This window comes from Peterkaempfera podocarpi (assembly GCF_042466665.1).
GTDB lineage: Bacteria > Actinomycetota > Actinomycetes > Streptomycetales > Streptomycetaceae > Peterkaempfera > Peterkaempfera podocarpi.
Map to the genome: position 1 here is coordinate 96,303 of NZ_CP162102.1, position 12,805 is coordinate 109,107.

Consider the following 12,805-nt stretch of genomic DNA (forward strand, 5'->3'; position numbering starts at 1 on the left):
TCACCCCTGGCAGTCGTCCGGCGGACAGGTCACCGGCCTGTGCCGGCAGGTTGCGGGGCTGCGTGGATGGCTCTCCGCGCCGGGGTCCGTCAGCCGGCAGCACCCGGCACACAGCCCCGCGTGGTGGCTGTACCGCTGCGGGTTTCACCCGCGCTCAGCACGTGCCGTCAGCGGGCTGCGGACGCGAGGGGACGGCAAGCCGATATCCGACGGAGGGATCGTTCTGCAGGAACTGACCGGCCTCGTCGTGCAGTTTCTTGCGGATGCGGTAGGCGTAGACCTTGAGGTAGTGCTGTTCGCCCGCGTAGGCGGGGCCCCAGACGTTCTCCAGAATCATGCGTCGGGTGCAGACCTTGCCGACGTGTCGGGCCAGGTAGGCCAGGACGTCGAACTCCTTGGGTGTGAGGTCGAGCGGCTGGTCGTGGTAGGTGGCCTGGTAGTGGACCAGATCGAGGGTGAGCGGGCCGGCGGTGAGCTCGACCAGGGGTTCGGCGTCGGCGTCGGTGGCGCAGTGGCGTAGCGCGACCCGCAGGCGGGCGTCGAGTTCACGCATGCCGAAGGGTTTGGTCATGTAGTCGTCGGCTCCGTTGTCGAGGGTGTCGACCTTGCGGTCCTCGGAGCTGTCAGCGGAGAGGATGATGATGGGCCGGTCGGTCCAGGTGCGGATCCGGGTGCAGACCTCGAGTCCGTCGAGGTCGGGCAGGCCGAGGTCGAGCACGATGACATCGGGTGCGTGGATGGCGGCCTCGGCGAGGCCGGTGCCGCCGGTTTCGGCGGTGCGGACCTGATGGCCGAGAGCTTCGAGGCCGACTCGGCAGGCGGCAAGCAGCGCGATGTCGTCGTCGATGATGAGGACGGTGGCCACGGTGTGTTCCTTAGGAGTTCTGGTGATCCTGGGGGCGGGTGCGGCTGATGGTGGGCCTGCCGGTCATGGCTGCTCTCGGGAATCGGCCGCCCGGTCCTCCTGGACGCTCCGGCTGCTGCAATGAGAGCTGCGGACATCGCTGGTTGTGAACCTGGGGGCGGTGTTCCTCCGGCGGGGAAAGAGGCTGCCCCCGTCCCAGCGCTCAGACAGGCGACTTGACGAGATCACTGCGCTGCTCCTCGGGCAGACCGGCTGCGGTCGGCAGGGTGAAGCTGAAGCACGCGCCGCCACCGGGGGTCTGGTCGACCCAGATGCGTTGGTGGTGGGCTTCGATGAAGATTTTGGCGATGGCCAGTCCGAGCCCGGTGCCGCTGTCGGCTTCCCGGCGTACGAACAGGCCGAAGACGTCGTCGCGTCGGCTCGGCGGGATGCCGGGGCCGTGGTCGGCGACCGAGACGATGACGGTGGCTGGACTGCCCTGGTGGGCGTTGTCCTGCTCGGCGTTGCCCTGGTGCGCGTTGTTCTGGTGCGCGTTGTTCTGGTGCGCGCGGATGGTGATGGGTGTGCCCGGCGGTGCGTAGCGGGCGGCATTGTCGAGCAGGTTGGTGAGCACCCGGACGACAAGGACGGTGTCGACGTCCAGCAGGGGGAGGTCCTCGTCGATCTCGGTGATGATCTGCCTCGGCGCGGGGCCGGGCAGTTCCCGGAGGACGGTGGCGATGAGACCGCGTGCGGTGGTCAGGCTGGTGCGCGGCTGCAGGACACCGGCCTGGACCCGGCTCATGTCGAGCAGATTGGTGACCAGGGCCGCGAGTCGGTCGGTCTGGGTGTCGATCAGTCCGGCCAGCTCCTCTCGGGCGGAACTGGTCAGCGTCGGTGCGAGCTGGGCGTCGGCGAGTACCGACGAGGATGCCTTGATCGAGGCGAGAGGGCCGCGCAGGTCGTGGGAGACCGCGGCGACCAGGGTACGGGCGAGGTGTTCGACCTCGTGGGTCAACTCCGCACGGAGTGCCTGTTCGCGTAGCTGGGCCCGTTCGACGGCGAGGGCGATCTGGTTGGCGAACAGCAGCAGGGGCTCGCGCTGCTGCGCGACGATGGTGACGTCGGTGACCGCCAGCATGCCGATCGGACGCCCGGCGGCGACCAGTGCCAGCCGTACCGGCTCACCGCGCCGGCTGCTGCCGGCGGGTGCGGCCGGCATGTCGAGATTGGTGACCTGGCCGGGCACGGGATGGAGTCGCTCCAACTCGGCGGGATCGAGGTCGCCTCCGGCGGCGGCAGCGACGCGGAGCCGGTCGCCGTCGGGCAGCAGCAGCGCGACATGGCCGGCGTCGAGGACGTCGGCCAGGGTGGTCACGATGATGCCGAGCAGATCGGGCAGCGGTCGGTCCTGGACCAGTTGGGTGGAGAGGTCGAACAACCGCCGTAGTTGCATACCGCGTTGCCGGGCCTCGGCTCGGGCGGCGTTCATGCCGGCCACCACCCGGGCCACGGGCAGCATGACGAGTACATAGACGCCGAGTGCGGTCCAGTTCTCGCTCGCACCGACGTCCAGGGTGCTGTAGGGCTGTATGAAGAAGAAGTCATAGACGAGGAAGCCGCCGACGACGCTGATCACTCCGGCGAAGAAGCCGCCGTTGGCGACGCCGACCACGACCGGTACAACCAGCACCAGGGCGGTTGTGGCGATGCTGAGGTGGGCCCGCAGCGGCAGCATTGCGGAGGTGAGGACCGCCATACAGGCCAGGGCGGCCAGCGACCCGACCAGGTTGCGGCGCATGCTGTCAGTCGTGGCGCGCTCCCATCCTTGAGTAGGTGTCAGTGCGTTGCTCATGGAGCGTCCGGTCCGGCCGTGGCCTGCTCCCGCGGACGCCGGAGGGGGACGGCTGCTGCGCCCGACCGGACGAGCCCGGGCCCGCCGCGTCCGGTGCTGCCGGCGTCCTGAGCGGTGTGGGCGCGGTGCACGGCGGCGAGCGCGTTCCGCTGCGGGCGCGGGGTTGCCCGCGGGGCTTGCAGCGGCTGCGGCTCATCGTCCGCGACCAGCATCACTGTCGTGGCCCGATCGGTTCCGGGGGTGTCCCCGCGTCGCTGTGGCGTGGCTCGGCAACGGCGATGCGCGGCGTCCGGGGACGGTTCGCGGAGCGGTTCGAGGCCCCACTCACACCGACGACGATGCATTCCCCGCTCCGACATGTCGAGCGCCCCGCCTCCGATCGGATGGACTGCAGGGCACAGGTCTGAAGGCGCAGGCCACTGCCCGACGGCCGAGCGGCCGCCGGGCGACATTGCACCCCACTCAGCCGTCGAACCTGATCATTCTTGATGCTCTCCGTACGCGAGGAGCGGACATTTTGTCGCCCTCTTAGCGGCCCCGCTGCCGCGGCCGAGTCGAGGAGCCGACGTGGGGTGGTGTTCAGGTCTGTGGCGCGGGCGACAAGCAGTCGGCGGCTGTGACGGTCCAGCACGTGGCTGGGCCTGGCCGGCTCCTGACCTGTATACGGTCCGCAGCGGCCCTCCACCCCCGCGCGGGATGAGTGACCGATGTGCGCGGTGGCGGGGCGGCGGCCGACAGCCCCCAGCGGCATCGATGCCTCGTTCACTCTTTGTCCACCGGAGGGGCGGGGGTTTTCACCGCGCGGCTACCGGATGCCACGCAAAGCTGCATGCGTGGCTGATCTCTGGGTTGTGATCGGGATTGTCGGATTCGTGGGCTCAATGCTGGGCCTGATTTGGTGCTTGGAGCGAGTGTGAGCGCAACCGATGTGTTGCTGTTGATTCTGTCGATCGTCATGTTCATCTATTTGGGCGTGGCGCTGTTCAAGGCGGAGCGGTTCTGATGGCGTTCGCATGGACCGTCGTCGTGACGGTCATTGTCCTGGGATTGTGCTGGCGGTTTCTCGGCGCCTATATGGTCGCCGTGTACGAGGGCCGGTCGCGGTGGCTGAGGTGGCTGGAGCGGCCGATCTACCGCGCGCTGCAGGTGTCGCCGGAGTCCGAGCAGACGTGGCAGCGGTACGCCGCGTCGGTGGTCGGGTTCTCCGCGGTGGCGCTGCTGTTCACCTACGGGATCTTCCGGCTGCAGGGCTCGCTGCCGTTCAACCCGCAGCACTTCGGTGCGGTGCGGGGGGACACGGCGTGGAACACGAGCGTGTCGTTTGTGACCAACACCAACTGGCAGTCGTACTCGGGTGAGACGACGATGTCCTATCTCTCGCAGATGGGCGCGCTGGCGGTGCAGAACTTCCTGTCCGCAGCGGTCGGTATGGCGGTGGCGGTCGCCCTGGTGCGCGGTTTCGCCCGCAAGGGCTCGGCGACCATCGGCAACTTCTGGGTGGACCTGGTGCGCGGCACGGTCTATGTGCTGCTGCCGATCTCGTTCCTGGCAGCGATCGTGTTCATCGGGCAGGGCGCAGTGGAGACGCTGTCCGGCGCGGTGTCGATCCACGATGAGCTGAACGGGGTCGGCCAGGTGCTGGGCCGTGGCCCGATGGCCTCGCAGGAGGTCATCAAGCAGCTCGGCACCAACGGTGGCGGATTCTTCAATGCCAACGGTGCCAATCCGCTGGAGAACCCGACCGGTCTGACGAACCTGCTGTCTGTCCTGCTGATCCTGTCCATCCCGGTCGCGTTCACCTATGTGTTCGGCAAGATGGTGTTCAACGTCCGTCAGGGCGTGGCGATCCTGGCCGTGATGACGGTGCTGTTCGCCGGCTGGTTGACGATGGCCACAGTGGCCGAGCACCAGGGCAGCCCGGCGATGGCCGCGGTCGGCGTGAGCGACTCCGGCACCGGCAACATGGAGGGCAAGGAGACCCGGTTCGGGGTGCCGTCCTCGTCCCTGTACAACGTGACCTCGACGCAGACCTCGACGGGGTCGGTGGACTCGGCGGCGGACTCGTACACGCCGATCGGCGGGTTCGCGATGCTGACCGGCATGATGCTCGGCGAGGTCAGCCCCGGCGGGGTCGGGACCGGGCTGTACGGAATCCTGCTCTTCGCGGTGCTCGCGGTGTTCATCGGCGGATTGATGGTCGGGCGGACACCGGAGTATCTCGGCAAGAAGATCCAGGGCAGGGAGGTGAAGCTCGCCGCCCTCGGGGTGCTGGTCATGCCGATCACGGTGCTGGTGCTGACCGCAGTCGCAGCCGCGATCGGCAGCGGCCGGGCAGGACCACTCAATGCCGGGCCGCACGGGTTCTCCGAGATCCTCTACGCCTACACCTCGCAGACCAACAACAACGGTTCCGGGTTCGGCGGGATCAGCGCGAACACCCCCTTCTACAACATCACCGGCACGGTCGGCCTGCTGCTGGGCAGGTTCGGGATGATCATCCCGGTGCTGGCGCTGGCCGGCAGCCTGGCAGCGAAGAAGCCGGTGGCCGCCGGGCTGGGGACCTTCCGCACCGACAAGCCGATGTTCGTCGGCCTGCTCACCAGCGTGGTCCTGATCGTGGGTGCGCTGACGTTCTTCCCGGCCCTGGCGCTCGGCCCGCTGGTCGAGCAGGTCAGCCATGGACTCTTCTGATGGACGCGAAGCCCGTGAGTGCTCCATCCCCCCACCTCCTGTCATCGCGGTCACTTCGCGTGTGGAAAGGAATGCTGTGATGTCGGACGTCCATGTCCTCGACCCGGCGGACACCGGGCCGGATACGCCGAGGGAGCCGCGTGGTGTGGCCGACCGGCGCAGCCTGTTCGACCGGCAGATCCTGCGGCAGGCAGCCGTGGACTCGGTCCGCAAGCTCGACCCCCGGGTGCAGGTGAAGAACCCGGTCATGTTCGTGGTGCTGATCGGCACCGCGGTCACCCTGATCGAGTCGGTCGCGCATCCCAGCCTCTTCGCCTGGCTGGTCACCGTCTGGCTGGCGCTGACGGTGCTGTTCGCCAACTTCGCCGAGGCGATGGCCGAGGGGCGCGGCAAGGCGCAGGCCGACACGCTGCGCCGCACCCGTACCGAGACCGACGCCCGCCGGCTGGCACCGGACGGTTCCGAGCAGCGGGTCGCGGCGGCGGAGCTGAGCTCCGGGGATGTCGTGGTGTGCGAGGCCGGGGATGTGATCCCCTCCGACGGCGAGATCGTCGAGGGTGCCGCGTCGGTCGACGAGTCGGCGATCACCGGTGAGTCCGCTCCGGTGATCCGTGAGTCCGGTGGGGACCGCTCCGCGGTCACCGGTGGCACCAGGGTGCTGTCGGACCGGATCGTCGTGCGCATCACCGCCGAGCCGGGAGAGACGTTCCTGGACCGGATGATCCGCCTGGTCGAGGGCGCCAAGCGGCAGAAGACCCCCAATGAGATCGCGCTGGCGATCCTGCTCGCCGCGCTCACGATCATCTTCGTCCCGGTCGTGGTCACGCTGCAGCCGATGGCCAGCTTCTTCGGCGCCCATGTGTCGGTGGTCATCCTCATCGCGCTGCTGGTCTGTCTGATCCCGACCACGATTGGCGCGTTGCTGTCGGCGATCGGCATCGCCGGTATGGACCGGCTGGTGCAGCGCAATGTGCTCGCGATGAGCGGCCGGGCCGTCGAGGCCGCAGGGGATGTGCAGACCCTGCTGCTGGACAAGACCGGCACCATCACCCTCGGCAACCGGATGGCTGCCGCCTTCCACCCGGTCGGCGACCACAGCGAGGCCGATGTGGCCGAGGCCGCGCAGCTGGCCTCGCTCGCTGACGAGACGCCGGAGGGCCGCTCCATCGTCGTGCTCGCGAAGGAGCGTTGCGGACTGCGCGAGCGTGACCTGGGCCCGGCCCACACGTTCGTCCCGTTCACTGCGATGACCCGTATGTCCGGGCTGGACACCGGTGACCGGCGTATCCGCAAGGGTGCCGCGGAGGCGGTGAAGCGCTGGGTCGGCGAGCAGGGCGGCACACTCCCTGCGGAACTGGACTCGATCGTCGAGCGGGTCGCCAAGGCCGGCGCCACCCCCCTGGTGGTCGCCGACGGGCCGCGCGTACTGGGCGTGATCGAACTCAAGGACGTGGTCAAGGCCGGTATCGCCGAACGGTTCGCCGAGCTGCGTGCCATCGGCATCCGTACCGTGATGATCACCGGTGACAACCCGCTCACGGCGGCTGCGATCGCTCAGGAAGCGGGTGTGGACGACTTCCTGGCCGAGGCGACCCCGGACCGGAAGATGCAGCTGATCAAGTCCGAACAGGACGGCGGCAAGCTCGTCGCGATGACCGGCGACGGCACCAACGACGCCCCCGCCCTGGCCCAGGCCGACGTGGGCGTCGCAATGAACACCGGGACCACGGCGGCCAAAGAGGCCGGCAACATGGTGGACCTGGACTCCAACCCCACCAAGCTGATCGACATCGTCGAGATCGGCAAGCAGCTGCTGATCACCCGCGGTGCGCTCACCACGTTCTCCATCGCCAACGACGTCGCCAAGTACTTCGCCATCATTCCGGCACTGTTCCTGACGACATTCCCGCAGCTGCGCGCGTTCAACATCATGGGCCTGCACAGCCCGACCTCGGCCGTGCTGTCCGCGGTCATCTTCAACGCACTGGTCATCGTCGCGCTGATCCCGCTGGCTCTGCGCGGGGTGCGGTTCCGGCCGTCCAGCGCGACGGCGATCCTGCGCCGCAACGTGCTTGTCTACGGCGTCGGCGGGCTGGTCATCCCGTTCATCGGGATCAAGCTCATCGACCTGATCCTCACCGCGCTGCATGCCTACTGACAGCCGCACCCTCTCAAGAACTGCACTGCCTCAGAACCGCGTTGCGCGGAATCGGATGGGAAACGTCATGGAGTTGTCATGCTGTGGGTGAATCTGCGGCGGGGCCTGATCGTCTCGGTCATCTTCTTCGTCCTGCTCGGGCTGGCCTACCCGCTGGCCGAGACCGGAATCGGAGAGGCACTGTTCCACCATCAGGCCAACGGATCGCTCGGCAGGAACGGCTCTGCTCTGATAGGCCAGCAGTGGAAGGGAACGCAGTGGTTCCAGGGCCGCCCCGACGGTGACGACCCGACAGCGACCGGAGGATCCAACCTCGGGCCGCGTTCCAAGGAGTTGGTCGACGCCTACAGGAAGCGCGTCGCGGCCCTGCAGAAGCAAGGCATCACGCCCACCCCGGACCTGGTCGCCGCCTCCGGCAGCGGAGTGGACCCCGACATCAGCCCCGCCGCGGCCTACGCCCAGGTCACCGCGGTCGCGGCAGCCCGCCGGCTGCCCGCCGGCCGAGTGCGCACGCTGGTCGCCGACCATGTGCACGGGCCCCAGTGGGGGTTCCTGGGCGGGTCCTATGTCAACCTCCTCGAGCTCAACGAGGCGTTGGCCGAGCTCCGGTAGGAAGCCGTTCGACGTCGCCGCGCCGGCGCGTGAACGCACCGGTCAAGGGGCTTGAACCAGGCAACGGGACACCTGTGGGGTCCACGTTCGGTGACGTACGCCGATCAGACACAGGGGTCCCGTTGCGGGCGTCCGTCATCACGCGGATCGCCCCGGAGCGGCAGCACTGTCCTCACCCGGGCATCCGGGAGGGCTGACGGGTCCGTGGACTCCGCGCCGCTGGACTCGGCACCGGGGCCAGAGCCAGGCGGTGCGACGGCCGCTCCGGCTGCTGCCCGTCCTCGTCCCTGTGGGAGGGCTGCTCGCAGCGGAGGGCCCCAGGACCACACGACAGATCGTCCATGAACACCGACGGACCCGGGCCCCCGGACGCGCCCCAGTCCTGAGGCTCGGGCCCGTCGGCCCCACCCACGTCCGGCATCCCCAACCCGGCATCCCCAACCCGGCATCCCCAACCCGGCATCCCCAACCCGGCATCACTGAGGAGGAAACACGACGGTGGCGCGCAACCTGGACCCCGGACGCAGCAGCGGCCGCCCCGGCCGTCTGCGGGTCTACCTCGGGGCGGCCCCCGGAGTCGGCAAGACGTACCGCATGCTGGAGGAGGCCCGCCGACGGCGGGAGCGCGGCACCGATGTGGTGGTCGGCTACGTCGAATGCCATGGACGGGCCCGCACCGAGAACATGCTGCGGGGTCTCGAGGTGATCCCCCGGATCACCCGCACCTACCGGGGGACGGAATTCACCGAACTGGACCTGGACGCGATCCTGGCCCGCCGCCCCGAGGTGGCCCTGGTGGACGAGCTCCCCCACACCAACGTCCCCGGCGGGCGGAACGCCAAGCGCTGGCAGGACGTGGAGGAACTGCTGGCCGCCGGGATCGACGTGGTCACCACCATCAACATCCAGCACCTGGAGTCGCTCAACGACGTCGTCGAGAAGATCACCGGAGTGGTGCAGCGCGAGGCCGTCCCCGACGAGGTGGTCCGCCGCGCCGACCAGATCGAACTGGTCGACATGGCCCCGCAGGCGCTGCGCCGCCGCATGGCCCACGGCAACGTCTATGCCGCGGACAAGGTCGACGCGGCGCTCTCCAACTACTTCCGGATCGGCAACCTCACCGCCCTGCGGGAGCTCGCGCTGCTCTGGGTGGCCGGCCGCGTCGAGGAAGGCCTTCGCAACTACCGTGCAGCACACGGCATAAGGAAGGTCTGGGAGACCCGCGAACGGGTTGTGGTGGCGCTGACCGGCGGCCCCGAGGGCGAGACCCTGATCCGCCGCGCTGCCCGGATCGCCGACCGTACGGCCGGCGGCGAGGTGCTCGCCGTGCACGTGGCGGGCAGCGACGGCCTGACGGGCGCCTCACCGGCCTCGCTGGCGGAGCAGCGGCAGCTGGTGGAGAGCCTGGGCGGCAGCTACCAGGTGGTTGTCGGGGAGGACGTGCCCACCGCGCTGCTGGACTTCGCCCGGGCCCAGGACGCCACCCAGCTGGTCCTCGGCATCAGCCGCCGGGGGCGGCTCACCCGGTTCCTCACCGGCCGGGGCATCGGCGAGACCACGGTCGAGCTCTCCGAGGACATCGACGTCCACATGGTGACCCACGACCAGGCCGGCCACGGCCGGCTGCCGTCACTGGGCCGCCGTCACTCGGGACGCCGTACCGTCGCCGGATTCGCCTCAGGGCTGGTGCTCCCCTGGCTGCTGACGCTGTTTCTCACCCAGGTGCCCCGTGGGATCAACCTCACCAGCGTCGCCCTGCTCTTCCAGCTCGCGGTGGTCGCGGTGGCGCTGTTCGGCGGTGCCGCCTCGGCGCTGCTGGCCTCGGTCACGGCCTCGCTGCTCTTCAACTACTACTTCATCCCGCCTGTCGACGAGTTCACCATCGCCCAGCCCAACAACGTCCTCGCGCTGGCGGTCTTCGCCTGTGTCGCGCTGTCGGTGGCCACCGTGGTGGACCGCGCCGCCCGGCAGACCGCACGGGCCGCCCGCGCCACCGCCGAGGCCGAGACCCTCTCCGACCTCGCCGGGAGTGTGCTGCGCGGCGCCGACACCGTTCCCGCCCTGCTGGAGCGCTCCCGGATCGCCTTCGGCATGACCTCGGCCGCCCTGCTGCGGCGCACCCCGGAGGGCCCTGGGGAGGTGATCGCCCGCAGCGACGCACCCGCTCCGGGCTCGCCGTCCGCCGTCCCGCCGCGCCCCCTGACCGAGGCGCCCGAGACCGCGGTCGCGGTCGGCGAGGACGCGGTCATGGTCCTCACCGGCCGCCGGCTGCCCGCGACCGACCAGCGGGTGCTGCTGGCGTTCGCCGCGCATGCGACGGCCGCCCTGGACCGGGAGCGGCTGGCCCGCGCGGCCGCCGAGGTGGAGCCGATCAGGGCCGCCGACCGGATGCGCACCGCACTGCTCGCCGCCGTCAGCCACGACCTGCGTACGCCCCTGGCCGCCGCCCTCGCCTCGGTGGGCTCGCTGCGCAGCGTCGATGCGGTGTTCTCCGCGGACGACGAGGCCGCGCTGCTGGCCACCGCCGAGAGCTCGCTCACCAAGCTCGCCCGCCTGGTGGACAACCTCCTCGACATGAGCCGCCTCCAGGCGGGCGCGCTCACCCTCCAGTTGCAGGCCACCGACCTCGCCGATGTGCTGCCGCGCGCCCTGGACACGCTCCCCGACCCCGACGCCCCGGTCGTGGCCACCGGCTTGGAGGCCGTACCGCCGGTGCTGGCCGACCCGCCGCTGCTGGAGCGCATCCTCGCCAACGTGACCGCCAACGCGCTGCGCCACAACACCCCGGGCGCGACCGTCGTCGTCAGTGCCAGCGCCCTCGCGGACCGGGTCGAGATCCGCGTCATCGACCGTGGGCCGGGTATTCCGGCCGCCGACCGCGACCGGGTGTTCCAACCTTTCCAGCGGCTCGGCGACACCGACAACACCACCGGACTCGGCCTTGGTCTGGCGCTCTCCCGCGGCCTGGCGGAGGCCATGGACGGAGCGCTGGAGCTGGAGGAGACCCCGGGTGGCGGCGCCACGATGCTGCTCACCCTGCCCGCGGCTCGGAACGCGCAGGCGGACGGGGCCGCGGACAGTACGCCCGACCCCGACCCCGACCCCGACCCCGACCGCGCGTCCGCCCCGTCCGCCCCGGGGGCCGCACAGTGAGCCGGGTCCTCGTGGTCGACGACGAACCACAGCTGCTGCGCGCCCTGCTGATCAATCTCCGCGCCGACCAGTACAGCGTCGCCACCGCCGCCACCGGCACCCGCGCGCTGGAAGCACTCTCCGAGGAGCCCCCGGACGCCGTCATCCTCGACCTGGGCCTGCCCGACATCGGCGGCCTGGACATCCTCCGGGGCGTGCGTGCCTGGAGCTGCGTCCCGATCATCGTGCTGTCGGGGCGCACCGACGCCGGGGACAAGGTCCTTGCGCTGGACGCGGGCGCCGACGACTACGTCACCAAACCGTTTGCGATGGGGGAGCTGCTCGCCCGGCTGCGCGCGGTGATGCGGCGCACGGCTCCCGCGCAGCCCCCCGCCCGCGCAGTGATCGGTGATCACATCGTCGACCTCGGTGCCTGCACCGTCCGACGGGTCGGCGGCATGGACGAAGGCGACCGGCCGGTGCGGCTGACGCCCACCGAGTGGGGCATCCTCGGCCTGCTGCTGCGCAGCCCCGGGACGCTGGTCACCCAACGCCAGATCCTGCACGACGTATGGGGACCGGGCAGCGAGGACAAGAGCAACTATCTGCGGGTCTACCTGTCCACGCTGCGCCACAAGCTGGAGCGCGACCCGGCCCGTCCCTGCCACCTGGTCACCGAGCCGGGCGTCGGCTACCGCTTCGAGCCCTGATGGCCGGCGCTCGGATCCGCTCGGTGCGTCCGTGCCCGACGGACCGGGCGTTCCGGACGGCCGGGTGCGCCGACCACGCTGTCCGGAGGGGGACGGCTGTGCCGAGGTTCGCCCGCGGTTCCCGGCCACCCGCTGGGGACACGCACAAGCGACCGCGCGCATACGGACCTCCCGGCTGCAGCTGTGCCGCGTTCCGGCACCCGCCAAAGCGGCGTCAATGCTTCGCCGGGATCCGTCAGGGATGCGTTAGCGGCGGGGCCGGTCCCCTGGGAGGCGGGCATAGCGTCAGCGCTGCGCCCCCACCGGCTACCGCAGGTCGGGGGTCTGCCGAACCGCCTCAAGGAGCAATGCCGTGAACCACCAGCAGCACGCGGAAGACCCGGAACCCTCAGAACGCATCCCGGCCGGACCCCTGTTCGTCCCCGTCCGGCCGGGTCCCACGGGATACGTGACCCGCCTCTTCCGCACACCCCTGGGCAGCCGCACGGCTGTCGGCTTCACCACCGAGCAGCGACTCGCCGCCGCACTGGGCCCGGAGCAGGCCTGGGTCAGACTCGCCGAGCCCGCACTGCGGGCGCTGGCCGAGCCACTGGGTGCCGCCACGCTCACGGTGGACCCGCAGCTCGTCGCCCCCGCCGTACGCCCCGTACCCGCACCCGCACCCGCCCTCACTCCGGCCCCCGCACGCAGGCACAGGCGCTTGGGTGAGTGGGACCCGCAGGCCGTCGGTGCGCTGCGGGTGGCCGGCGCGACGGCCGTGGTCTCCTGCCTGAGCATGTGGATCGGCTGAGCGAGGTGCCCAA

Annotated in this window: 9 protein-coding genes; 7 read left to right on the forward strand and 2 right to left on the reverse strand. The window is 70.3% G+C overall.

Annotated features, from left to right (window positions below; all coding sequences use genetic code 11):
- Positions 1–154: 154 nt before the first annotated feature.
- A complete protein-coding gene (locus AB0761_RS00480; protein WP_377266812.1) occupies positions 155–865 on the reverse strand; it encodes a response regulator transcription factor in 711 nt (236 codons plus the stop codon).
- A 202-nt stretch (positions 866–1,067) separates the two neighbouring features.
- Entirely contained in the window at positions 1,068–2,699 is a 1,632-nt protein-coding gene (locus tag AB0761_RS00485; RefSeq protein ID WP_377266813.1) for an ATP-binding protein, read from the reverse strand.
- Positions 2,700–3,612: 913 nt separating this feature from the next.
- Between AB0761_RS00485 and AB0761_RS00490 the strand changes: the two genes are divergently transcribed.
- The 7 genes from AB0761_RS00490 to AB0761_RS00520 all read left to right on the forward strand — a co-directional run bounded on the left by AB0761_RS00490 (position 3,613) and on the right by AB0761_RS00520 (position 12,792).
- Positions 3,613–3,702, forward strand: a complete 90-nt coding sequence (locus tag AB0761_RS00490; RefSeq protein ID WP_377266814.1) for a potassium-transporting ATPase subunit F — start codon at positions 3,613–3,615, stop codon at positions 3,700–3,702.
- Entirely contained in the window at positions 3,702–5,390 is a 1,689-nt protein-coding gene (kdpA, locus tag AB0761_RS00495; RefSeq protein WP_377266815.1) for a potassium-transporting ATPase subunit KdpA, read from the forward strand. Before AB0761_RS00490 ends, kdpA begins: the two co-directional genes overlap by 1 nt.
- 79 nt (positions 5,391–5,469) lie before the next feature.
- Positions 5,470–7,548 carry a potassium-transporting ATPase subunit KdpB gene (kdpB, locus tag AB0761_RS00500; protein WP_377266816.1) on the forward strand — a complete coding sequence of 693 codons (2,079 nt, stop codon included), beginning with the start codon at positions 5,470–5,472 and terminating at the stop codon, positions 7,546–7,548.
- 78 nt (positions 7,549–7,626) lie between these two features.
- On the forward strand, positions 7,627–8,160 hold the full coding sequence (locus AB0761_RS00505; RefSeq protein WP_377266817.1) for a potassium-transporting ATPase subunit C: 534 nt from the start codon (positions 7,627–7,629) through the stop codon (positions 8,158–8,160).
- A 498-nt stretch (positions 8,161–8,658) separates the two neighbouring features.
- Positions 8,659–11,313, forward strand: a complete 2,655-nt coding sequence (locus AB0761_RS00510; RefSeq protein ID WP_377266818.1) for an ATP-binding protein — start codon at positions 8,659–8,661, stop codon at positions 11,311–11,313.
- A complete protein-coding gene (locus AB0761_RS00515; protein ID WP_377266819.1) occupies positions 11,310–12,002 on the forward strand; it encodes a response regulator in 693 nt (230 codons plus the stop codon). Before AB0761_RS00510 ends, AB0761_RS00515 begins: the two co-directional genes overlap by 4 nt.
- Positions 12,003–12,354: 352 nt before the next feature.
- Complete coding sequence (locus AB0761_RS00520; RefSeq protein ID WP_377266820.1) at positions 12,355–12,792, forward strand: SAV_915 family protein; 438 nt, start codon at positions 12,355–12,357, stop codon at positions 12,790–12,792.
- The last annotated feature ends 13 nt before the right edge of the window (positions 12,793–12,805 follow it).

Excerpts from the sequence above, each read along its gene's own strand:
- kdpB (WP_377266816.1), top strand. The coding sequence starts at position 5,470 with ATGTCGGACGTCCATGTCCTCGACCCGGCGGACACCGGGCCGGATACG.
- kdpA (WP_377266815.1), top strand. The coding sequence starts at position 3,702 with ATGGCGTTCGCATGGACCGTCGTCGTGACGGTCATTGTCCTGGGATTG.
- AB0761_RS00505 (WP_377266817.1), top strand. The coding sequence starts at position 7,627 with ATGCTGTGGGTGAATCTGCGGCGGGGCCTGATCGTCTCGGTCATCTTC.
- AB0761_RS00485 (WP_377266813.1), bottom strand. The coding sequence starts at position 2,699 with ATGAGCAACGCACTGACACCTACTCAAGGATGGGAGCGCGCCACGACT.